The organism is Dehalococcoidia bacterium (genome assembly GCA_041649635.1).
GTDB lineage: Bacteria > Chloroflexota > Dehalococcoidia > E44-bin15 > E44-bin15 > JAYEHL01.
This window is the reverse complement of record JBAZMV010000006.1, coordinates 1-23,139: the sequence shown is the minus strand read 5'-3', so window position 1 is coordinate 23,139 and position 23,139 is coordinate 1. Positions and strand designations below refer to the sequence as shown.

The window sequence follows — 23,139 nt, the reverse complement described above, 5'->3', positions numbered from 1 at the left end:
GGGTTTATTAATAGTGTGCGGCATAGCCGGATGTTTTGGCATAATAGACACTGAGACAGTTGAAAGGATGCTGGACGCGCTGCCCCACCGCGGCCCGGACGACCGCGGCATCCACACCCACCGGGATATGGTGCTGGGCCACACGCGCCTGTCCATCGTCGACGTGATAAAGGGGCATCAGCCCATCCTGGCCGACGGCGGTCGCTGCGGCGTCATCTGCAACGGCGAGATATACAACTTCCGCGAGCTCAGGAGAAGCCTGTCCGACAGGCACGTTTTTACTACGGATTCGGACTCGGAGGTCATCCTGCACCTCTACCGGGAGAAGGGCCCGCAATGCGTGAAGGATCTCGACGGCATGTTCGCCTTCGCCATATTTGACGGCGACGATTACATGCTGGCGCGCGATCCCGTCGGCATCAAGCCGCTGTACTACGGCTACGTCGATGGGAAAATGTATTTCACCTCCGAGCTGGGGGCCATGAGCCTGGCAGGCGTCTCCGAGGTGCACGAGTTCCCGGCGGGCTATTATTACACACCATCGGAGGGCTTCGTTTCATACTACCGCATCCCGCCGGTCGAAGATCACCCGCTCACCGGTGTCGATGAGGCCTGCGAGACCATCCGGAATACGTTCATCGGCGCGGTGAAGAAGCGCCTCCTTGCGGACAGGGAGATCCACGTCGGATCGTTCTGCTCCGGCGGGCTGGACTCCAGCCTGGTCGCGGCCATCGCCGCCGACGAGATACCCAACCTGCATACCTTCGTCGTCGGCATGAGGAACGCCTGCGGCGAGGAGAGCGACGACCTCGTGGCATCGCGCATCGCCGCACAACATATCGGCTCCACCCACCACGAGCTTATCTTTACGGAGGACGAATACTACGAGGCGCTGCCGATCGTCATTAATAAGCTGGAGAGCTACGACCCGTCCCTCGTCCGCTGCGCCGTGCCGTGTTATTTCACCTGCAAGCTGGCGGCGGATTACGTTACCGTCGTTTTGACGGGCGAGGGCGCCGACGAGATATTCAACGGCTACCATTACATGAAGAACCTGCCCGCGGACAGGGCCAACGCGGAGGGGCGGCGCTGCATCGCCAATCTGCACAACATCAATCTCCAGCGCGCCGACCGCATGGGCATGCTCTTCAGCCTGGAGCTTCGCGTGCCGTTCCTGGATACGGCCATGATAGACCTGGCCATGAAAATTCCGGCCGAGCTGAAGATCAAAGAGACGGGACGGGACGGCGACAAGATAGAGAAGTGGATATTGCGCAAGGCGTTCGAAGGTACCGGTTATCTGCCGGACGACATACTCTGGCGCTACAAGGTACAGTACACCCAGGGCGCCGGCTGCGAGGACCTCGGCGAGAAGCTGGCAAACGCCGAGATGAGCGACGGCGAGTACGAACGTATCCGGGCCGAAACCCCCCAGGCCGTCATCAACAGCAAAGAGGCGGCCTACTATTTCAAGATATTCCGCCGCTATCACCCGCAGGACTCGGTGCTCGGCTCCATCGGTATCTGGACCGGATTCGATTTCGCCGAGGAGAGGGAGAAGGTCAGCGGCACCGCCGATGGCGATAAGAGGCGCATGTATGGTAATCATTAATAGGTGTGGGATACAATTTGACAAGAGAAGCATGAAATGAACGAAAGTTCTGTCTATAACGTTGCGGTCTCGGTCAAGGCGGGGCTTCCCGACCCGCGGGGGGCGGCGCTGCAGAAGGATGCGCGGGACCTCGGCATCCGGGTGTTGAAGTCAGCGCGCGTCTCGGATATATACATCATCGCAGGCGCCTTAACGCCGGACGACGTAGAAAGGATATGCAGGGAGCTGCTGGCCGATCCGCTTGTCCAGGACTACTCCATAGGCTTGCTGATAGAGAATGCGCGAAAAAAAATCCATATCATTGAGGTCGCTTACAATCCGGGCGTACTGGATCCCGTCGAGGACAGCATCAGAAAGGGCATCCGCGACCTCGGGATAGGGGGCGTGGAATCGGTTAAGACGGCCAAACGGTATCATCTCGGCGGACAGCTGAGCGCAAGCACCCTCAAGACGATAGCCGATAAGCTTCTGGTGAATCCCGTAATACAACATATCGTCGCCGGGGGAGAGGCAACGACGCTGCCGTCCGCCGCGTACTCGTTCGCGCTCAACGTCGTCGACCTGCTGGCCATGGATGACGAAGGCCTCATCGCGCTGAGCAGGAACCGCCTCTGGCTCAACCTGGACGAGATGAAGGTCATCAGGGATCATTTCAAAAAGATCGGCCGCAACCCCACCGACGTCGAGCTTGAGACCATAGCGCAGACATGGTCCGAGCACTGCGGCCACAAGACGTTCAAAGGGAAGATAACGCTGGACGGCGTCGTCATCGACAACCTGCTCAAGAGCACGATAATGAAGGCCACGCGGGAGCTGAATAAGCCCTGGTGCCTCTCCGTATTTAAAGACAACGCCGGCGTCATCGAGTTCGACGAGGATAACGCCGTCTGCTTTAAGGTCGAAACGCATAACCACCCCTCGGCCGTGGAGCCCTACGGCGGCGCGGCCACGGGTCTGGGCGGGGTCATACGCGACGTGCTGGGCACGGGGCTGGGGGCCAAGCCGGTATGCAACACGGACGTGTTCTGCTTCGGGCCGCCGGACCTGCCTTACGATCGTACGCCGCAGGGCGTGCTGCACCCGCGCCGCATATTCAAGGGCGTGCGCGCGGGCGTGGCGGACTACGGCAACAGGATGGGCATCCCGACCCTCAACGGGGCCGTCTGCTTCGACGACAGGTACACCGCCAACCCGCTGGTCTTCTGCGGCACGGTGGGCGTTATGCCGAAACATATGGCTCAGCAGGGGAGACAGAGCGCGGGCGACCTGGTGGTCGTGGCCGGCGGTCTGACCGGGCGCGACGGCATACACGGCGTGACCTTCGCCTCGGGAGAGCTGACCGCGGAATCGGAGACGGTGTCCTCGGTCTCGGTGCAGATAGGAAATCCCATAGTCGAAAAGAAACTCCTGGACGTGCTGCTCAAGGCGCGCGACAGGGGGTTGTACAGCCGCATCACCGACTGCGGCGGCGGCGGCCTGTCCTCGGCCGTGGGCGAGATGGGGGAGGAGACGGGCGTGCGCGTCGACCTGGAGAAGGTGCCGCTGAAGTACGCCGGACTGTCCTACGATGAGATATGGATATCGGAATCACAGGAGCGCATGGCGCTGGCCGTTCCGCCGGACAATGCGGCCGAGCTGCTCGATATGTTCGCGGCGGAGGGCGTTGCCGCGGCAATAATCGGCGAGTTCACGGATGATAAAAGGCTGCGTCTGTTCTACGACGGGAAGAAGGTCTGCGACCTGGACATGGAGTTCCTGCACCGCGGCCTGCCGCAGCTGGAGCGCCGGGCGCGCTGGACGCCGCCCCGCTTCGAGGAGCCCGACCTCCCCGAGCACGTCGATCTGAAAGACGATCTATTTAAGATACTGGGCTCGTGGAACGTGTGCAGCAAGGAGTGGGTCATACGCCAGTACGACCACGAGGTGCAGGGCGGCAGCGTGCTGAAACCCCTCGTGGGCGCGGAGAGCGACGGCCCCGGCGACGCGGCCATCATCAGGCCCGTGCCCGGCTCGGACAGGGGGATCATCATATCTAACGGCATCAACCCGAAGTACGGCGACATCGACCCGTACCGCATGGCGGCCTCGGCAATAGACGAGGCGCTGCGCCAGGTGATAGCCGTCGGCGGCAGCCTGGAGCGGGTGGCCTTGATCGACAACTTCTGCTGGGGCAATCCGGAGAAGCCGGACCGCATGGCCGGGCTGGCGCTCGCGGCGCGGGCCTGCCACGATATGTCGCTGGCCTACGGAACGCCGTTCATCTCCGGCAAGGACAGCCTGTACAACGAGTACGAGAACGGTGACGGGAGCATCTGCATACCGCCGACGCTGCTCGTTTCCGCGCTGGGCGTGATGGAGGATGTCAACCGCGCCGTCACCATGGACTGCAAGAAGGCGGGAGACCTGATATACGTCATCGGCCTTACTTTCAGCGAGATGGGCGGCTCGCACTATTTCGATGTACACGGATTCAAAGGCAACGTCTCTCCCGGTGTCGACCCGGCGAGGGGCAAGGCCGTCATGGATGCTTTAAGCGCGGCGATATCTAAGGGACTGGTGAGGGCTTGCCACGATTGCAGCGAGGGCGGCATCGGCGTCGCCGCCGCCGAGATGGCCTTCGCCGGCGGCCTGGGCATGAAGCTCGATACGAATAAAGTTCCCCTGGGGGAAGATATCGAACGAGACGATTTCATACTCTTCTCCGAATCGAACAGCCGCTTCATCGCCGAGGTGTCGCCGGAGGACGCGATGGGGTTCGAGCGCGTCATGAAGGGCATCGACCACGCCGCTATAGGCAGGGTTACGGAAGGCGATATCTTCGAGGTCGGCGGACGGGACGGCGCGCTGCTGCTCTCGGCATCGATAAAGGAGCTTAAGGAGGCCTGGCAGCGGCCTCTGCGCTGGTAGGATACTATGTCAAAGGTCAGGACGCTTATACTGCGCGCGCCGGGCACCAACTGCGACCCGGAGACGAAGTACGCCTTCGAGCAGGCGGGCTCATCCGTTGATCTGGCGCACGTGAACGAGCTGCTGCGAAAAAAGAGACCGCTTTCGGATTATCATATCATGGTCATCCCGGGCGGCTTTACCTACGGCGACGATATCGCCAGCGGCAGGATACTGGCCAACGAGCTGCGCGCCGGGCTCACGGACGCTATGCGGGAGTTCACGGCGCAGGGCGGGCTGATACTGGGCATCTGCAACGGCTTCCAGGTTCTGGTCAAGTCCGGCATCCTGCCCGGCGATGCTACACCCGTAACACTGACCCACAACGATTCGGGCCGGTTCGAATGCCGCTGGGTGCATCTCAAGGCGGATCCCTCCAGCCCGTGCGTGTTCACCAGAGGCATCGATATGATGTACCTGCCCGTGGCCCACGGCGAAGGCAAATTCGTCGCCGACGCGGATAAAGTAAGAACCGCCCTGAGCTACTGCGACGGCGCGGGCGATACGTCCGCAGGCTACCCCCACAACCCCAACGGCTCCGCGGCGAACATAGCGGGCATCTGCGACGCGACCGGCCGCGTCTTTGGCCTCATGCCGCACCCGGAGCGCTTCATCCGCCGCACGCAGCACCCCCGATGGACGAGGGAACGAAGCGATAAGCCCGGAGACGGGATGGGGATTTTTGAGAATGCGGTGGGGTGGGCTAGGAGGGGATATAGTCCCACAGGGAAGTCTACCGGATGACGACGGGCTGATCGAGACGGTGCCGCTTGCGGCTGCGGCGAAAAAGTAATCTGATACTAGCTGAATGTTAAAGGGCGGGGTCAACCTCGCCCTTTTTGTTGAAGCTGAAGAGCTATATTATTCCACTAAAGTTTTTTTACTTGGCTTTGCATACACATCTGCAGCCCTGTTTAACTGTAAATATACCTATATTGTGTGAAAAGGTGTGTGATCTATCAAGGAAATATGCCAAATCGAATGAAATAGAGGTCAATTATGTTGATTGTATAGTAAGCTACGCCTTGCTACCCGATGTAGCCCTTGTTTTGGCGGTCTGCCGTAACAATAAGGGCAACCAGAGCCCCTGTTTCTATGAGTAATCATAGCTTGCCATTCATGGCCTTTATTGCATATCCACCACACTTTTCTCCCGCTATGTATTGTCACCTTTTCAGGTGTGATGTCACCGTTCTTTGTTGGATGCCATTCCTTAGCAAGTTCGGGGTTAAGAGTAGCAAGGCAGTTGTCTTTGCACGCAGCCTTTCCAGAACAGTAAGGGCAACCAGAGCCCTTATTCCTCTGATCGATCACAGCTTGCCATTCATGGCCTTTATTGCATATCCACCATACTTTTCTCCCGCTATGTATTGTCACTTTTTCAGGTGTGATGTCACCGTTCTTTGTTGGATGCCATTCTTGGGCAAGAGAGGGATTCAGAGTGGCCAAGTAGTTGTTTTTATTTGCAACTCTTATTGCACAATATGGGCAACCACTACCTCTGCTCCTGACCGCTGTCTGAGTCTGCCATTCATGACCTTTCTCGCATATCCACCAGACCTTGCTATTATTCATAATAGTCACATTATACGGTGTCAAGCTACCGTTTTTTGTCGGATGCCATTCTTTAGCAAGGTCTGGGTTCAAAGTTGCTAGGCAATTGTCAACGCATACTGCTTGTCCGATGCAAAATGGGCAACCATGGCCGGATGCCCTATTAGCAACCGGAGCCTGCCATTCATGGCCTTTGCTGCATAGCCACCATACCTTCTTATGACTCTTCGTAGTGACGTCTTGCGGTGTCAGGCTGCCATTCTTTTTTGGGTGCCACTCTCTAGAGATGTTAGGGATGAGCTCTAATAGACTAAGACCGGGGAGAGGTGAAGGCAACATATCCCAAAGCCTTCGATATTCCGAATCATTGATAAAAGTCTGTCTCTGAAGATATTCAGTAACGGCCTTTTTCCTATCCTCATTCAGGTTACACTGCTCAGTCAGCAATCTAAGTATTTTCTTAATCACAGTTAAGTGATGCTCTTTTAAAGTATGAAATATGTCGGTACAATCTATTCTTTTTAAGCCTACCCCTCTGACATTAATCAGAGTAATACCACTGTTTCTAATTGCAGCCGCCTTTTCCCTATCTTGCAGATATTTATTACGATGCCAATATGAACCATCGACTTCGATGCCGGTTTGTATCTCATCAATGTATATAGCACATTCTTTACCTAAGGTTTTTTTCTTCTCTTTAGATGTCGTAGATGGGAATAGATATTTTAATTCGCAGTATATTCTTAGTTCCATTTCTGAGATTTGTGAATAGCAGAACGGGCAACCAGAGCCATTTTCCCTGTTGTATATTACAGCCTGCCATTCATGGCCTTTCTTGCATATCCACCAGACTTTCTTGTTAGCTCTAGCAGTAACCATATCAGGCGTCAGGTCGCCATTTTTTAACGGATGCCACTCCTTTGCTAGCTTGGGATTAATAGTAGCCAGACTATTGTCCTTGCATACAGCTTGTCCAGCGCAATATGGGCATCCGTGATCCTTGCTCCTGGTATTTGCTGTAGCTTGCCATTCATGGCCTTTCTTGCATATCCACCACACTTTTCTCCCGCTATGTATTGTCACCTTTTCAGGTGTGATGTCACCGTTCTTTGTTGGATGCCATTCCTTAGCAAGTTCGGGGTTAAGAGTAGCAAGGCAGTTGTCTTTGCACGCAGCCTTTCCAGAACAGTAAGGGCAACCACTGCCAGCTGTCCTATCAACAACCGGAGCCTGCCACTCGTGACCTTTCTTACATATCCACCATGCTTTTCTATTACTTCCTGTGGTTACCATATTAGGCGTCAGATCACCATTTTTTATCGGGTGCCACTCTTCAGCAAGACTTGGGTTGATAGTTGATAAACAATTGTCCTTACATGCGAATTTACCGGAACAATATGGGCACCCAGAACCTAATGAAGTTCGCGAGTAGACCACAGCTTGCCATTCATGGCCTTTGCTGCAAATCCACCAAACCTTTTTATTGGAACGCGACGATACATCGCTCGCTTTCAAATTACCATTCTTATTGGGATGCCACTGCTTAGCGAGTTTAGGATTAGCTTTATCCATGGTGATCCTAATCATGGTCTGATTCTAGCATAAAGCGAGTATAAGCGTGCAAATTGATTTTTTCGGAGCATAGAGGCAATTTTTCAATAACATTTTCCGCCTTCTCCGTCCTTACCGCCTCGCGCGTAATACTCCCATAACAATCAGGTGTGTAATATATCCTTTGATAGGATTGAGAGGGAGTGAACAAGGCTCTGCCTGTTTTCTTAACCTGAACCCGTATAAAAAGAGCCGTCTTATATGCAGCCTTGGACGGCTCCGTGTCCTTCCGCATTTATCCCTGCCGCTTCGGCCATTTTCACCACCAGCCGGATAACGGCAACCATGAGCGCCACAGCAGCTCCCGTCATCGGGTTTAAAGGCGCGGACGGATAGCCAACAATGCCGTCCACAAACATGGCGAGCTCGCCTATGCCGAACACCGTCCCCGCGATGATATTCATGGGGCGGTTATTTTTTCTGCCCAGCAGCAGCGTGAGTAAGGCAAAGACCATCAGCATCGCCAGCACGGCAGCAAGTTCCGTATTGCTGAGCACGGAGACCTCGGTGGCGTTTAACACGCCCTTGTTTCTTTCAATCAAATAGAATTCAGCACTATAAACTATTGTACATAACTGTTGTGCATAAATATAGGTATATAAAAGACTTGACTTTGGAAATTCTTATCTTCTAGGTTTAGTATGGTTCGAATTCAGAGTGATATGTATGCAATTGATGCATAGTATAGGATGGTGTATAATCGGGTATGCTCATATAGCTAGTTGGGTTATAAGCTATCAGCGCCTGAAGCTACAATGCTTGTGACATCAACTCTATGAGTAGAACTATTTCTGGGCTCAGGTTACATGCTCACTGTTAGTAATACCGTGAGCGTTCCCGTATTATAGTCTCTGATAACATGTAACAATTGTAAGAGCCAGCAAGGCGAGATAGCATGACAGTGAAATATGGAAACTACGTTGGTTGGACAGCTTTTTTGGATGTATTCGGTTTCAAAGGCCTAGAAATTGAGAAAGGACTCCCTCAACTAAACGAAATATTAAATCATAGCCATAGTGAGGCACAGAAGCATCTTACTGAACGGGAGACTATACCAAGAGTCTACCTTAGACTTCAAGACAGTCTACTGCTTCTTTATCCATGTAATCCACAAGATGAGGATAGCCGAGTAGATGTTATGCAGCAGTGCATAGGTGAGATTAGAGAAGTCATGGCTATCTTCTCTGACTGTGAAGTTCCATTACGAGGTGGTATTGCATATGGTAAAGTTATTTACAATGAGAACTCCATAACGGGCAAGCCACAGGAAAGAGCATTATTGTATGAAAGTGTAGCACCAGCTCCTTTAGTTCTAATGGGAGCACGGGAGTGTATGCCTGATCCAGAAAAACAAACCCATGATTGCGTGAAGGAATATTTGTCTCCTGCGTTTCCCCGATTCCAAGAAATTAAGTTAAAGAAGAAAAATACTGTTAGAGACGGTTGCATGATGGGTGCTCTTTTCTACCCTAGTCCTCGGGACAATTTTCTGCGCATGGTACACGATAAGTACCTTTATCACGGCACTTGGGGACCACCAGAAGTTGCAGTGGCATGGTCAGAAGCATATCACTTTATTGAAAGAGACCTTTCAAGAGAGGATATAAAAGAATGATTGATAGGTCATTGATCGAAGATATGATTAAAACGCCGTTCAAGAAAACTCATCATTGTCAAATGTATGATACCGGCTGGAAAGATGCGATCGAGAAGTTAAAAACAATAGAAGATAGCAGACTCTATAAATCTCATAATGGCACTACTAGAGCAGACTATATAGGCCGGAGGCTAGGACATATTACTGTGAACCCGCATAGACCATATAATACACAAGCACTCAAAGAATGCTACGTATGCTTGGATGAGTGTGAGCAAGAATTAACAGCGTTTGACGATAGATATATTAATACAAGTCATGAACGAATACGCTCATTTGTGGAAGACCTGGTGGAACGTGCTAGAAACGCTAGAAGGATGTTGCTACATACTAACGAAGTAGACCGTACTGATCGAGCAAACGCTTCTGCAAAAAACTTTCATTTGATTCTATTTGGCCCCAAAGGTGCAGGTAAGACTTTCTTACTAAATCACATACTCGCAAAATATAGTGATTATTTCGATCAGGAGCATATACTTTGGGTGAGAATAAACTTAGTGGAGAGATTTGGCGGAGATATTGCAACGGACTTCAAGTTTGATCTTCGTCATCGAATACTTGCCCAAGCCACAAAAATCGTTATGCGCTATTATGATCCTATTTCAGAATATGCTAAGCCTTCTAAAAAATACCCGTTACGAGTTGTGGAAACACTATACGAAGCCGTGAAGGAAGAGGCACCAGATACAGACACAGCGAACAGATGGACTGACCAAGTGTCCTCTATGAAAAATGCATTTTGCAAGCTTGGTTCTGATCCTTCAATAAGCCCAGATTTGGTACCACGGCATCTAGGTGAAATTGTGATGAGGTTCATTTTTCAGAAAGGTTATTCAGTAATATGCGTACTTGATGGACTTGATAAATTAGAAGCAAGTGTTGCTGAAACTCGACGTTTCGAGAGATTATTTGATGCGGCTGTTAATCTAACGACGAGTACTGGTAGCCAAGGTATGATGATGGTCTCTGTCACACGTACCGATACTCTTAATACTCTCCCGAACATAGCTAGGCACGCTAATCCTTTCGTTTCTGGAGAAACCCAGAGACTTAGGATACACCCCGTTAATCTAAACGCATTAGTAGATCGGCGCTTGTCTTTCCTCCGCGAAATGGTTCCGGTAATTGCAGCTCAAGAAGGTTGGACTACGGAGGATTGGCCTAACCACATAGACGAATTTGTACGCGCGTTGAATTCCGAACAAAAGAACGATTTCACCGAAGTCTTGCTATACACACTTGGAGACAACCGCCGAGCACAGACTCAAGCACTTCAACTAATCTATTATCATTATCTTGAGAAAGCTAAATTGACGCGTTACTATATCCCAGAGTGTTTAGCTCTTGCAGGACAACGCTTCCCTCCGAAAGTGTATCGTTATGGCCTTACTGACAAAGGTAATTGGCGTAGAGAATGCGTAGATAATTCAGCATTTGACAACCATTTATTACCTTCTATATTTCATTTTCCTTATCTAGATCGTGATCTATGCCATAGTCAGGCTGCTGAATTTCCACATACTAGCGGTATCTTGTGGGGGATACGTCTTCTCCAAATTTTGGGCGCCTCAGATAGGCTTTTTCAAGATAGAGGGCTCGCCTTTGAGCCCTTGGTGGCAAAGGAAGCATCAGATATTATGTATAAATTGTTTGGTTACCCTAGAAGCCAAACATTGGATTTAATCATGGACTTCCAAGAATTTGAATTTCTGAGCCTTAAACCTAGTGACTTCCCGGTGCACCGCGAACCTAACAGACTCTATGTCCAAATGATGCCTAAAGGCCTCATTGTTTTGCGAAGTTTCATTTTCGATGTTGCATACTTGAGTCTTTGTGCAATGAGAGTACCAACGGGAGGAGAAACAGTAACGGCGCCATTTAAGGATAATTGCTTCATACCAGCATGCTTAGATGTTGCAATTGACATGCGTGCTGATTGGCCTCTTTCGGTTAGCCAAGCTTTACTCCAATGGATGGCGGCCAAGATTATTAACTCAACAGCTATATGTAGAATAATCATTGAAATCAATAATAGGCAGCAAGACATTTATAAAACAAAAATAGATTCCCTTACCCATCGCTATAGGATGATAGTTAATGAAGCTGTGATGGGACGAGAACGTATGGTAGATGGTATGTTTCAATTCGCTTCACGGCTTGGTAAAGAGGTTATCCCTCAACTGATGGGCATGATTGCTTCTCTAGATAAGGAAGATCAAAGAGCATCAAAAGAACTCGAACAAATCGTTACTGCATATTGGTCACACTGGTGCTGATCTCTCAAACTATCTATTCATGGGAGTGAACAAGGCTCTGTCTGTTCTCTTAACCTAAACCCGTATAAAAAGAGCCGTCTTATATGCAGCCTTGGGTGGCTCCGTATGCGCCTGCATTCTATGCCTGCCGCTTCGGCCATTTCACCGCCAGCTAGATAACAGCAACCATCAGCACCACTGCGGCTCCCGTCATCAGGTTGAAAGGCGCGGACGGATAGGCTGTGATGCCGTCCACACTTCGCATCTTGTTCTCAAGGAAGGCATTGAACACGCGCCCGCCCGGAACAGGCATGATCCGGGAACGATCAAGCGTTGAACGGGTAAATGCAGCTCTCTAATCTGCCGGTTAGGCATACCGCTATTTTCTCATATTTGGGCGGCTGTTTTTGCGGTTTGACAATAGGATGTGCAGGGCATATCATTCACCATGAATATAAAAGAGGTAAGAGGTCAGCTCACTACAAGTTGATATGGGAAATCTCGGAACTGAAAGGGGGCAACCAGAATGGGTATGACAGTCTACAGCCCGGATGGCTCAGTCGCATCAGTGTTCCAGGGCATAAAGCGCGATGGCAATAAGCTGGTCTTGAAGCAACTGGCTTTGGGACAGGTACCGATGGACGTCATCATAACCCCGAAAGAGGGCCTTAAGTCGCTGAGCATGGGGATGAGCCTGGGGCTTCTCTCGTTCATCTTACTCTTCCCCTATTTCTATTTCAGCTACCGTGGTGAAGAAAAGAAGAAGGCTGCAGCTCCAAAACCAGACGAGCCAAAGGCTTGATCCGCCTGGTCGTCACGGGTACCTCCAACGACCCCTGCTCCACCGCTGACAATCCCGCAGGGAGCAAGATTCTTCACAGCGTTTACATAGCCAGCCGCACAGCCAGCTTTGTTAGCTATGATAGCTGAGCCGGTTTCACCATGCTTGAAGAGTTGATATGCTCCTTGATTTGCCCCCAGGGGGAATTGAATCGGGTAGCAATACCATAGTCATATACAGGTCATCGAATCATAGCCCGGCCTCAGCGTTGGACGGCTCCGCGTCCTGCGGGGAAGGCGTTGAACACGCGCCCGCCCGGGGGTTATTTTACGCACCGGAATTGCCGGGGGACGGAATCAGTGATACAATTTCATAACCGCGGCGGGATACGGGCAGCAAAAGGAAAAAGTCATGTCCTCAACAGACTTCTATACAATAGGTTATCAAGGGCGCTCCTTGGACAATCTGCTTGAAGTATTGCTCTCCAACAACGTCCAAACCGTAGTTGATGTCCGTGAGTTGCCGCACAGCAGGATCCCCGTATTCTCCAAGAGCCGTCTTTCAAGTGCTCTTGAGCACGCTGGAATAAACTATGTCTCGGTTCGTCATCTGGGCAGTCCCCGCGAGCTGCGGAATGAATATCGGCGTACGGGTAACTGGACTGCTTTCGCCCGGGAATTCGAGTCGTTCCTGCAAACCAGGCAGGAAGAGATTGATGAATTAACCTCACGGGTTTACGCGGAAAAGACATGCCTCCTGTGTTTCGAGCGGGACAGCGGGCTTTGCCATCGCAGCATCGTGGCCAAGGCCGTTAAAGAACACTCCGGCAACGGTTTGCAGGTCAATAATCTCTAGAGCAATACCTCTTGCCGCCCTTCTTCCGACAGCGGCGGATAGAAAAGCCCTATGATGATCCATGATTTGGGATGGTCGCGCATAGTTCCCACAATAAAGTGAGTGTCGTTCCGATGCCGCATAGCGTCTTCATATTTTTGGCGCAGCTTTTCTTCCCACCTGTTGCCATATTCCTTGCGCCACCTGCGATATGACTGACATATCTCCCAGTCTACCACGCTTTGCGTGTGCCCCTTGCATTTGGGGTCATCGCACCAATATCTGTATTTGAAGTCAAACGGTATCTTTTCAAGAACGGGAGGCTTATCGCTATCGAAAAAGCGCTGTTGCTGCAAAGCGGCTATCTGCGCGCCGGTCCAGGACTCTTTTGTCGGCTCAATAATCAATGATTCTATTCGTTTAGGACGAAAGAATCCCAGTGAAATATTGGTTCTTTCTTGCTCGTCGCATATTTTCTCTAAGGAACGTTTCCTAAGAGGTTCCAGGAAGGCCCGCCTTTGCGCCCAGTCGTGTTCGGTGGATAGCATTGCGTCTAATACTTCGATGGAATCGATATCAATGTTGTGGCTTTCCGGCCTGGGATCGCTCGATTTCTTGATACGGGTTCTTATCCACTGGTACTTTTTAAATTTCTTTTCGGATACCAGAAAGCGGAATGGCAGGGGATGAAGTCGCAGCCATTCACCGCTCCGAGTGACGCCCGCAGTGCAGCTGGACTCGATGTATTTCCTGCTGGGGTTAGGATAGGTTTTCACAAGAATAAGGATATCTTCTCGTACAAACGATGCGCGTGTCACTATCTTACGTCTCTCATATCACTGATAGCCAAGAGGGTTTGTATAATTATATACAAGGGTCTATGATGTGTAAAGCTGATATAAAGACGGAGGTGTACATATTGTTGCCTTCGCTTCAGAGAATCAATGTATCCCGTTCGCGCTGATGCGCGCCGCCCGTTGCTCCAGCGCCTTCGCTTCTTCCTCCCGCGACATCTTTCTATAGACCCCGGCGAGGTTGTTCAGGCTCACGGCCACATTGGGATGATTCAGGCCATAGGCTTTCTCGTAGATCTCCAGCGAGCGTTTGTGAAGCGGCTCGGCCTGCGCGTACTGGCCCAGGGTATAGTAAAGCGCCGCGAGGTTGTTCAGGCTCGTGGCCACAGTAAAATGATCCGGGCCGTAAGTTTTTTCGTAGATCTCCAGCGAGCGCTTGTGAAGCGGCTCGGCCTGCGCGTACTGGCCCAGGGTATAGTAAAGCGCCGCGAGGTTGTTCAGGCTCATGGCTACACTGGGATGATTCGGCCCTTTTGTTTGCTGAGCGACTTGAAGCGCTTTCTCCGCCACAGTCAAAGCGTCGCCGTATTGCCCTTTTTGATAGAGAGAAATGTATTTCTGATTGAGACTATACCATTCACTTGCCATAATTTACTCTTATAATTTATTATGTAATAGCTGTTATAATTGGTTCAAATCAAGCAGGGATAAGGCCTTTTATCTTTTTTAAATGATAAGACGTGCCACATGTGGAAGTCAATAGAAAAGCATAGTGGGTAAAAATATAGCTAAAATAGTATATTATTTGTTTGGAAGTATATAAATATAGTGACCCGATAAAGTTAATCAAATCCTTCCCCGGCCGGAATTTTTAAAAAGCATGCCGGGAACAGGTAAGATTCGCCGGTGTCACACGGCAAGTAGCATACGGGACGTCGAGCAGTCAGCCGCGCTCCGGGGAAATAGAAAAGGGGCGACCGGAAGGCCGCCCCTTCGCATTTATGCATCTTTACAGCAAAGGCAGGTAATTATTCTTCTCGTAGTCCGTGACCCAGGTCCTGTACTTGTCCCACTCGATCTTCTTGTTCTCGAGGAAGGCGTTGAACACGTGCTCGCCCAGGGCCTCGCGCACCACCTTGCTGTTCCGTGTGAGTTCCACCGCCTCCCAGAGGCTGCCGGGCAGGGGGCGTGATATATTCAGACTTTGTTGCCAATTTGCTAGTATTTTGTTATCCTTTATGCACTCCGTATCTGGCTTAACAGAATAATAGGATCTTAGCAAGCTGGAGGCCGTTCATGCAGGAGATTCCCAAGCATTTTCGTGCGCAGTTCACCGACCGATTCATAAATTTTGTGCGAAGTACCGGGGAAATGATGATCCAGATGGAACTGGAGTTCAACTCTTGTCTGGACATTGCCAGGCTTAAAAAGGCCTTGGATCTTACACTCGATGCCGAACCGATACTCGGATGCCGTCTTGTAAAGCGGTGGTGGCGTCCGCACTGGGAGAGACTAGACGCAGATAGCAGAGATGTACTTTTAGTTGCTGAGGATGCTCGTGAATATGAAGGGTTCAAACGTTCTCCTATAGACCCATATACCGGGCCGCAGATCAAGGCCTGTCTGCTGCGAACAACGGACAGGAATCGTCTACTGATCAAGGTAGCCCATGAGGTAGCTGATGCTCGCGCCGTTACACAGATAGCTAAAATAGTTTCAACTAACTACTCCAGGCTGGCGTATGAACCAGAATACCGTCCTGAACCGAATATAAATGGAGACAGGAGCATCTGGCAGGTTTTAAGTCACGTGCCATGGCACGCCTACCCAACCATCTTGTACAATTATTATAGCGTGTATATGCTTCCGCTATTTATCCCCCTCGGAACAGTACATCTTCCTGTCACAGCGGACAACGATCGGACACTGGAGTTTATCAACCGCACGGTTCCCGAGGGCCTCTTGAAATGCATTATCGAATATGGGCGCCAGCGCAATGGAACGCTTAACGATATTATGATGGCGGCATTGTTTCACGCAATCACTAAGGCATCCGACTGGGACCACAAATCGCAGCTCAGACTGCGCGTGACGGTTGACCTGAGACGATTCAAGCCGGCGGACATCGTAGGCGGGATATGTAATTTGGGCGGGATGGAGATAGTCGACCTGGGCACCGATCTAAATGATGACTTTGACTATACGTTGAGACGCATCTCATCGTTCATGAGGCAGAGGAAGGCTTATTGGATCGGCCTTCACGATTACTTAGGGTTTGCACCATTAACCGTATTTCATTCGCACAATGTGATGACAAAAATAATTGTTCTAATAGTGGAGACTTCGACTAATGCCGGACATGCTCCAACTGTCTTCACAAATATGGGAGCTATAGAACAGACAGACGTTACTTTCGACGTACCGCCGGTCGAGGCCAGACTATTGCCACCGGTAGATTATCCGCCGCATATCATTTTCTGCTTTAGCAGCTACAACAGGTCGCTAACGATTTCAGCAGGCTCGTGGCCGTGTTCTAAGAAACTGATAGAGCGATGTCTTGATGAGATGATCGCTGTGCTGAGCGGGCTGTCTTCGGAAAAAGCCGCAGTCACGGCATATGCGGCATGAACCGGGTACACACGACAGCTCCAGACAGGACAATTTAGGCCTCTGAAAGAGTTAACCGGCTTTTCTGCCTCAAATAGCAATACGGCAGTTAGAGCATGATACCTTCGACTCGTTCGCACTCCCGTTACCCGGGGGTTTTCATATTCTACAAAAGTTACTTTGGTCGCCCCGATTTTGCAGCTAAAGCCGCAGATCCCCATGGTATACGTCGAGACACAGACCGAGCGGTAAGGTTCTATTAGCGCAGGTTAATTTTATTTGAAAATATTGGTGATAATACTTGACAAGATAATGTTAGATGTAATAACATGTTATCCCTTAAAGTTGGGTGCTGTACGATAAAATAGCACTGATAAGTAATAGACTTTAAGTACATTAAAGGAGGAAAAATAGCATGAAAGCGAAGAGTTTCATTGCAGCATTTATAGCGGCACCCTTTGTAATGGCACAGTTGATACTGGCTCCTATTGCTGTCTGTGTGTTGATGTTTAGAGGGATCTTGTTAGATATCCCTATAAAAATGGTTATGCCTAAGCATGCAATGACAACCAAAGTAGCGTTGATAAGTAATAAATCCTGAGTAAACTATTAAAGGAGCATAGCATGAAAAGTAAGAATGTCTTTGCTTTGTTTTTTATGGCGCCTTTTGTCATCGCACAATTAATAATGGCTCCCTTTGCCGCAGGGATTCTAGTATTGAGAGGGCTCCTATTTAGATAATCCTAGAAGAAAAACTGCGCTGAAGCAGGCTCAGGAGGCACTTAGAGATTCTGAGGAGGAGTTGCACCTAATATACGCCTCAATTCCTGATAATGTGAGCGTGATCGGTCTGGACGGTAAACTTTTGTATTGCAATGATGCCGGAGTCAAGATGTTTGGAGGGACCTCCGTAGATCAATATATTGGACGCAACGGTTTCGATTTTATCGCTGGTAGCAGTAGAGAGAAAGCTTTTGCAGAGTTTCCGAAGATATTCAATCAGAACGGCGGAGGCACCGATGAATACAAGATTCGCAGGGACGATGGCAGTGAATTTGATGGGGAAGTGACAGCTACGCTTATGAGGGACAAAGATGGCAATCCGCAGAGGATTATTACAGTAATGAGGGATATTACCGAGCGCAAGCGGGCGGAGGAGGCTCTGAGAGCTTCAGAGGAGAAGCTGCGGCTTATATTCGCTTCAATGCCGGATAGCGTAAGTGTGATCGATATGAGCGGCAAGATCATAGATGAGAACGATGCCGGAATCAGGCAGTTTGGAGTTAGCTCCAAAGAACAACTCATCGGACGCAACGGCTTCGATTTTATTGCCAGCAGTGAAAAAAACAGGGCTATCGAAATAATGCAGAACATATTCAGTAAAGAGAGCGGCGGCCCCCATGAATTCAAGATGATAAAGTTGGATGGCAGTGAATTTGATGGCGAAGTCATAGCCACATTAATGAGGGATAAAGATGGCAAGCCGCAGAATATCATGACCGTTATCAGAGATATCACAGAGCGCAAGCGGGCGGAGCAGGCGCTGAGGGAAAGCGAGGAGATGTCGCGGTCCATGCTGGACAAAGCTGCCATGGGGGTTTACCTGCTGCAGGACAAGAAGTTCCTGTACGTGAACCCGACGTTTGAAAAGATAATAGGCTATGCTAACGAAGAGCTTATCGGGCGGGATGTGATCAATTATGTGCATCCCGATGACAGGAGCATGGTCAGGACAAGAGCTGTGGAGAACCTTAAAGGTATATCCAATTCGCCGTATGAATTCAGGGTTATGAGGAAGGATGGCCGTGAGATCTGGGTCATGGAACGTGTCGCGTCCATCCAGTATCAAGGGCGGCGGGCAGCAATAGCCAGCTTCATGGAGACCACAGAGCATAGAAAGGCGCAGCTAGATTTGGAGCGCGCGTACGAAGAATTGAAGAAGGCACATGAGCGCATGGTGCAAACGGAAAAGATCAGGGCTATGGGGGAGATGGCCAGCGGCATAGCGCATGATTTCAACAATATGCTCGCGGTGATACTGGGGCGCGCGGAGCTGATCATGGATGATGTCAAGGATGACAAGGTAAAGAGGGGCATCTGGATCATTGAGCAGGCTGCCCTGGACGCGGCCAAAACGGTGAAGCGCATTCAAGAGTCCGCGCGGAATCGTGTGGATGTAGCCTTCGAAAGGCTGGATGTGAATCAGGTGGTGGAAGATGTACTCACGATGGTGGAGACCCGGGTGACAGAACTGGAACAGACGAAGAGGATAACCATAAAAGTAGCTCAGGAACTGGCGAAGGTAGGAATGATATCCGGCGATGCCGCCGAATTGAGGGAGGCACTGCTGAATATTCTGTTCAATGCCTTAGACGCTATGCCTATGGGCGGTAAGCTTACGGTAAAAATCTGGCAGGATGAGGATTCGGTGCAGATATCGATAACGGATACAGGGGTAGGTATACCTGATAAGATAAAAAACAGGATATCCGAGTCGTTCTTCACTACCAAAGCTTCCAAGGGGTCCGGACTGGGATTGAGTGTAACTTACAGCATAATTGCCAGACATGGGGGCATGATTAAGTTTGACAGCGAGGAAGGTCATGGAACTACATTCTACATCAAGCTGCCGCTGGCCGTTGAGACTGCTCAGAAGGATATGAGAAAAGTGAAAGCGGCCGAAACTAAAGCCGCTAACATACTGGTGGTGGATGATGAACCGGAGGTCTTGAAGGCCCTGGGGCTGAACCTGGAACACTTCGGTCACTGGGTGAAAGGATTCACCAGCGGAGCCGAGGCTATAAAGGCCTTTAAGGATGGCAACTACGATCTTGTTATAACGGACCTCGGAATGCCGGAGGTATCAGGGTGGGATGTAACCCGCGCTATAAAGGAGATACAACCGGACATGCCCGTGCTTCTCATCACAGGCTGGTCCATAGAGCTCGATGAAGAACAGAAGAAGATCGTCGACGGGGTTATAGCTAAACCGTTTAGCCGTGATTCGATCTCGTCAGCGATAGCCCGGGTGTTACCCACCAGGAAGGGCGTACCGGGAAAGAGAGGAAATGGCAGCAGGGGTGTAGTACACATCGTCTCATAGCTAATAAATCCAGCGCAGATCTGTTCGTGAAAATATACTTGGTATTTCCAAGTGTAATTGAATTATATCATCAACATCATAGATATATGCAGGTCATCGAGCTAGAGCCCAGCTTCAGCGTTGGACGGCTCCGTGTCCTTTGGGGCAGAAAGTAGGGGCACGGCATGCCGTGCCCCTACGCATTGATGTCTCTTACAGCAAAGGCAGGTAATTATTCTTCTCGTAGTCCGTGACCCAGGTCCTGTACTTGTCCCACTCTATCTTCTTGTTCTCGAGGAAGGCGTTGAACACATGCTCGCCCAGGGCCTCGCGCACCACCTTGCTGTTCCGTGTGAGTTCCACCGCCTCCCAGAGGCTGCCGGGCAGGGTCTTGATGCCGCGCTCCTCCCGCTCCTTATCGCTCATCTCGTACACGTTCTCCTCCACCGGGGCCGGTATCTCGTACTTGTTCTTGATGCCCTCAAGCCCCGCGGCCAGCATCACGCTGAATGCCAGGTACGGGTTGCAGGCCGGATCGGGCGAGCGGTACTCGATCCTCGTCGCGTTCTCCCTGCCGGGCTGATATTCCGGCACCCGGATCAGGTCGGAGCGGTTGCGCCGCGCCCATGAGATGTATACCGGGGCCTCGTAGCCGGGCACCAGCCGCTTGTAGGAGTTGACCCACTGCGAGGTGACGGCCGTGATCTCCGGCGCGTGCTTCAGCAGTCCGGCGATGTAGTACTTGGCCGTCTGCGACAGGTACATCGGGTCGCTGGCGTCGAAGAAGGCGTTCCTGCCGTCCTTGAACAGCGACTGGTGCACGTGCATTCCGCTGCCGTTTATTCCGAAAACGGGCTTGGGCATGAAGGTCGCGTAAACGCCTTTATTCAGAGCTATCTGCTTCACCACCAGCCGGTATGTCATAACATTGTGCGCCATGGTCATGGCATCGGTGTACCTGATATCTATCTCGTGCTGGCTGTCGGCGACCTCGTGGTGCGAATACTCCACCTCGATGCCCATCTTCTCCAGGGTCAGCACGGTCTCGCGCCTGAGATCGGTGGCCGCGTCCAGAGGGATCATGTCGAAATATCCGCACTTGTCCAGCGGCTCCGTGCCCTTGTCATCCCTGAAGTAGAAGAACTCCAGCTCCGGCCCTACATAATAGGTGAAGCCCATGTCCGCCGCTTTCTTCAGGGTCCTCTTCAGAACGAGCGCCGGATCGCCCTCGAAGGGCTCGCCGGTCGGTTTGAGTACATCGCAAAACATGCGCGCCACGGCGTTGTGCTCCGTCGGACGCCAGGGCAGAAGCCGGAAGGTGTCCGGGTCCGGCATGGCGATCATGTCGCTCTCGTCGATGCGTGCGAAACCCTGTATCGACGAGCCGTCGAAGCCCATCCCCTGATCCAGCGCCTTCTCCAGCTCGCCGACCGTGATGGCGAAGCCCTTCAGCATACCCAGGATGTCGGTGAACCAGAGCCTGATGAACTTGACGTCGTGCTCCTTGACCATCTTCAGGACGTACTCGTTGCTTTCCTTTCTACTCTTTGCAGCCATTTGTAAACCTCCTCCTTTTTTATCCATCTATATTGCATTCATTCCGGAATCCCCGGTCCTGATGCGTATCACGTTCTCTATCGGCATCACGAATATCTTGCCGTCGCCGCGCTCCCCGGTGCGGGCCTTGCTGATTATCGTATTCACCGCCGCGCCCACATCCTCGTCCAGCACCACCATCTCTATCTTGACCTTGGGCAGCAGCTCCACGCAGTACTCCCCGGCGCGCCATTGCAGCGTTATGCCCTTCTGCTTGCCGCGGCCGCTGACCTCGGAAACGGTCATGCCGAATATCCCCACCTCCGTCAGTGCCTTGCGCACCGGCTCCAGCTTCTCCGGCCGGAATATTGCCTCTATCTTTTTCATAGCGATATGCCTCCGTAAGCCCTCTCCCCGTGTTGCGATATATCGAGCCCCACGGTCTCCTCGTGCTCCTTGACCCTGAGGCCGATTGTGACGTCCACCAGTTTGGTAAGCACCCAGGTGATCGCGAAGGCGTACAGCCCCACGGATGCTATCCCCGCCATTTGTTTCAGCAGCAGCGCGCCGCTGCCCGCCACCAGGCCGTCGGCGCCGGCCGGGTTGATGGACAGGCTGGCGAATATCCCCACCGCCAGCGTGCCCCAGAGGCCGCCCATGCCGTGCACGGCCCACACGTCCAGCGACTCGTCCAGCTTCATCCTCTTCGTCCGCAGAAGTATGCAGTAGTAGCCTATTAGCGACGAGACGATGCCTATGGGCAGTCCGTATATCGGATCGATGTATCCGGCGGCCGGGGTCACGGCCGCGAGGCCGGCCACGGCGCCGGTGGCTGCGCCGAGCGCCGATGGCCGGCGGTGCAGCCAGCCCAGCGCCAGCCATGTGACCGCGCCGGCTGCACCCGCGATATTTGTAGCCACGAAGGCGCTTGACGCCAGACCGCCTGAAGTGAGGGCGCTGCCCGCGTTGAAGCCGAACCAGCCGAACCAGAGGAGGCCCGCGCCCAGCATCACCATCGGTATGTTGTGCGGCTCCATGGGCTCGCCGTCCTTATATCCCCTGCGCGCGCCGAGGACCAGCGCCAGCGCCAGCGCAGACATGCCGGCGTTCACGTGCACTACAATGCCCCCGGCGAAATCTAAAGCTCCAAGTTTTGCCAGCCAGCCGCCGCTGCCCCAGACCCAGTGCGTCACGGGACAATAAACTATCGTGAACCACAGCGCGGCCAGCACCAGGAACGAGCTGAACTTGATGCGCTCGACCACGCTCCCGGTCCACAGCCCCACGGTGATGATGGCGAACATGCATTGGAAGGCCATGAAGGCCAGGTGCGGCACGGTCGTTGCATACGTCGCCGACGGCTCCTGACCCACATTTCTAAGCCCGGCCCAGCTGAGGCCGCCGATCACGCCTCCCGCGTCCGGCCCGAAGCTCAGGCTGTAGCCGTAGATCACCCACAATATGCCAATCAAGCCCAGCAGGGCGAAGCTCATCATCTTGGTGGAGAGCACGTTCTTGCGGCGAACCATGCCGCCGTAGAACAGCGCCAGGCCCGGCGTCATGAGCATGACCAGCGCCGTCGATATGAGGATCCATGCCGTGTCACCCGCGTTTATCATTTCTTATAATCTCTTTCACAAGTCGGTGTCGTTGGTTACAAGACAATGTTACTTAGCGATTGTTTCGCGGGAATTACGCGAATGTTACGGTCGTGTTACGGTTTTTGGGAACCCTCACCCTGGCCCTCTCCCTGCGGAGGGAGAGGGAAGATAATTAAGATGTAACTCCCCCTTACCCCCTCTTCTAAAAAGAGGGGGAACTTAACGGGCACGTCGTGCCGTGCCCCTACACGATGTCCGTCATGATCAGG

The 23,139-nt window shown here is 51.9% G+C and carries 19 protein-coding genes; 10 read left to right on the top strand and 9 right to left on the bottom strand.

The window, feature by feature from the left end; all coding sequences use genetic code 11:
• Positions 1-13: 13 nt before the first annotated feature.
• Genes asnB through purQ form a run of 3 tightly spaced genes read left to right on the top strand, consistent with a single transcriptional unit; the run spans position 14 to position 5,302 of the window.
• Positions 14-1,612, top strand: coding sequence for an asparagine synthase B (asnB, locus tag WC562_08725; protein ID MFA5056230.1), 1,599 nt, complete (start codon positions 14-16; stop codon positions 1,610-1,612).
• A 36-nt stretch (positions 1,613-1,648) separates the two neighbouring features.
• On the top strand, positions 1,649-4,519 hold the full coding sequence (gene purL / locus WC562_08720) for a phosphoribosylformylglycinamidine synthase subunit PurL (protein ID MFA5056229.1): 2,871 nt from the start codon (positions 1,649-1,651) through the stop codon (positions 4,517-4,519).
• A 6-nt stretch (positions 4,520-4,525) separates the two neighbouring features.
• The gene (gene purQ / locus WC562_08715; protein ID MFA5056228.1) at positions 4,526-5,302 is read left to right on the top strand and encodes a phosphoribosylformylglycinamidine synthase I; all 777 of its coding nucleotides are present in this window, start codon (positions 4,526-4,528) and stop codon (positions 5,300-5,302) included.
• A 249-nt stretch (positions 5,303-5,551) separates the two neighbouring features.
• Here the strand turns inward: purQ and WC562_08710 are convergent, their stop codons facing one another.
• Together WC562_08710 and WC562_08705 are read right to left on the bottom strand one after the other, a co-directional pair.
• The gene (locus tag WC562_08710) at positions 5,552-7,684 is read right to left on the bottom strand and encodes a zinc-ribbon domain-containing protein (GenBank protein MFA5056227.1); all 2,133 of its coding nucleotides are present in this window, start codon (positions 7,682-7,684) and stop codon (positions 5,552-5,554) included.
• 236 nt (positions 7,685-7,920) lie between these two features.
• A complete protein-coding gene (locus WC562_08705; GenBank protein MFA5056226.1) occupies positions 7,921-8,265 on the bottom strand; it encodes a hypothetical protein in 345 nt (114 codons plus the stop codon).
• Positions 8,266-8,618: 353 nt separating this feature from the next.
• On the opposite strand from WC562_08705, the gene WC562_08700 reads away from it, so the two are divergent.
• Positions 8,619-9,338: a hypothetical protein gene (locus WC562_08700; protein MFA5056225.1), complete on the top strand. Its 720-nt coding sequence runs from the start codon at positions 8,619-8,621 to the stop codon at positions 9,336-9,338.
• The gene (locus WC562_08695; GenBank protein ID MFA5056224.1) at positions 9,335-11,656 is read left to right on the top strand and encodes a hypothetical protein; all 2,322 of its coding nucleotides are present in this window, start codon (positions 9,335-9,337) and stop codon (positions 11,654-11,656) included. The genes WC562_08700 and WC562_08695 overlap by 4 nt, the downstream gene beginning before the upstream one ends.
• A 151-nt stretch (positions 11,657-11,807) precedes the next feature.
• Here WC562_08695 and WC562_08690 read toward each other — a convergent pair whose 3' ends face one another.
• Positions 11,808-11,948, bottom strand: coding sequence for a hypothetical protein (locus tag WC562_08690; protein ID MFA5056223.1), 141 nt, complete (start codon positions 11,946-11,948; stop codon positions 11,808-11,810).
• A 219-nt stretch (positions 11,949-12,167) separates the two neighbouring features.
• On the opposite strand from WC562_08690, the gene WC562_08685 reads away from it, so the two are divergent.
• On the top strand, positions 12,168-12,437 hold the full coding sequence (locus WC562_08685) for a hypothetical protein (protein ID MFA5056222.1): 270 nt from the start codon (positions 12,168-12,170) through the stop codon (positions 12,435-12,437).
• Between the two features lie 390 nt (positions 12,438-12,827).
• Positions 12,828-13,271, top strand: a complete 444-nt coding sequence (locus WC562_08680) for a DUF488 domain-containing protein (GenBank protein ID MFA5056221.1) — start codon at positions 12,828-12,830, stop codon at positions 13,269-13,271.
• Here WC562_08680 and WC562_08675 read toward each other — a convergent pair.
• The 3 genes from WC562_08675 to WC562_08665 all read right to left on the bottom strand — a co-directional run bounded on the left by WC562_08675 (position 13,268) and on the right by WC562_08665 (position 15,326).
• The gene (locus WC562_08675) at positions 13,268-14,026 is read right to left on the bottom strand and encodes a hypothetical protein (GenBank protein MFA5056220.1); all 759 of its coding nucleotides are present in this window, start codon (positions 14,024-14,026) and stop codon (positions 13,268-13,270) included. The two genes, WC562_08680 and WC562_08675, sit on opposite strands and share 4 nt — an antisense overlap.
• A gap of 165 nt (positions 14,027-14,191) precedes the next feature.
• Positions 14,192-14,692 (bottom strand): tetratricopeptide repeat protein, encoded by a 501-nt coding sequence (locus WC562_08670; protein ID MFA5056219.1) that lies wholly within the window; start codon positions 14,690-14,692, stop codon positions 14,192-14,194.
• A gap of 361 nt (positions 14,693-15,053) precedes the next feature.
• A complete protein-coding gene (locus WC562_08665) occupies positions 15,054-15,326 on the bottom strand; it encodes a hypothetical protein (GenBank protein ID MFA5056218.1) in 273 nt (90 codons plus the stop codon).
• A 14-nt stretch (positions 15,327-15,340) separates the two neighbouring features.
• Here WC562_08665 and WC562_08660 point away from each other — a divergent pair, with 14 nt between their 5' ends.
• The 3 genes from WC562_08660 to WC562_08650 all read left to right on the top strand — a co-directional run bounded on the left by WC562_08660 (position 15,341) and on the right by WC562_08650 (position 19,754).
• A complete protein-coding gene (locus tag WC562_08660) occupies positions 15,341-16,672 on the top strand; it encodes a hypothetical protein (GenBank protein ID MFA5056217.1) in 1,332 nt (443 codons plus the stop codon).
• Between the two features lie 394 nt (positions 16,673-17,066).
• A complete protein-coding gene (locus tag WC562_08655; protein ID MFA5056216.1) occupies positions 17,067-17,252 on the top strand; it encodes a hypothetical protein in 186 nt (61 codons plus the stop codon).
• Positions 17,253-17,411: 159 nt separating this feature from the next.
• Positions 17,412-19,754, top strand: coding sequence for a PAS domain S-box protein (locus tag WC562_08650; protein MFA5056215.1), 2,343 nt, complete (start codon positions 17,412-17,414; stop codon positions 19,752-19,754).
• Between the two features lie 192 nt (positions 19,755-19,946).
• Here the strand turns inward: WC562_08650 and WC562_08645 are convergent, their stop codons facing one another.
• From WC562_08645 to WC562_08635, 3 genes are read right to left on the bottom strand one after another with little or no spacing between them, the layout of a single operon-like run.
• A complete protein-coding gene (locus tag WC562_08645) occupies positions 19,947-21,290 on the bottom strand; it encodes a glutamine synthetase beta-grasp domain-containing protein (protein ID MFA5056214.1) in 1,344 nt (447 codons plus the stop codon).
• A 27-nt stretch (positions 21,291-21,317) separates the two neighbouring features.
• A complete protein-coding gene (locus WC562_08640) occupies positions 21,318-21,656 on the bottom strand; it encodes a P-II family nitrogen regulator (protein ID MFA5056213.1) in 339 nt (112 codons plus the stop codon).
• Positions 21,653-22,888, bottom strand: coding sequence for an ammonium transporter (locus WC562_08635; GenBank protein ID MFA5056212.1), 1,236 nt, complete (start codon positions 22,886-22,888; stop codon positions 21,653-21,655). The genes WC562_08640 and WC562_08635 overlap by 4 nt, the downstream gene beginning before the upstream one ends.
• Positions 22,889-23,139: the final 251 nt, after the last annotated feature.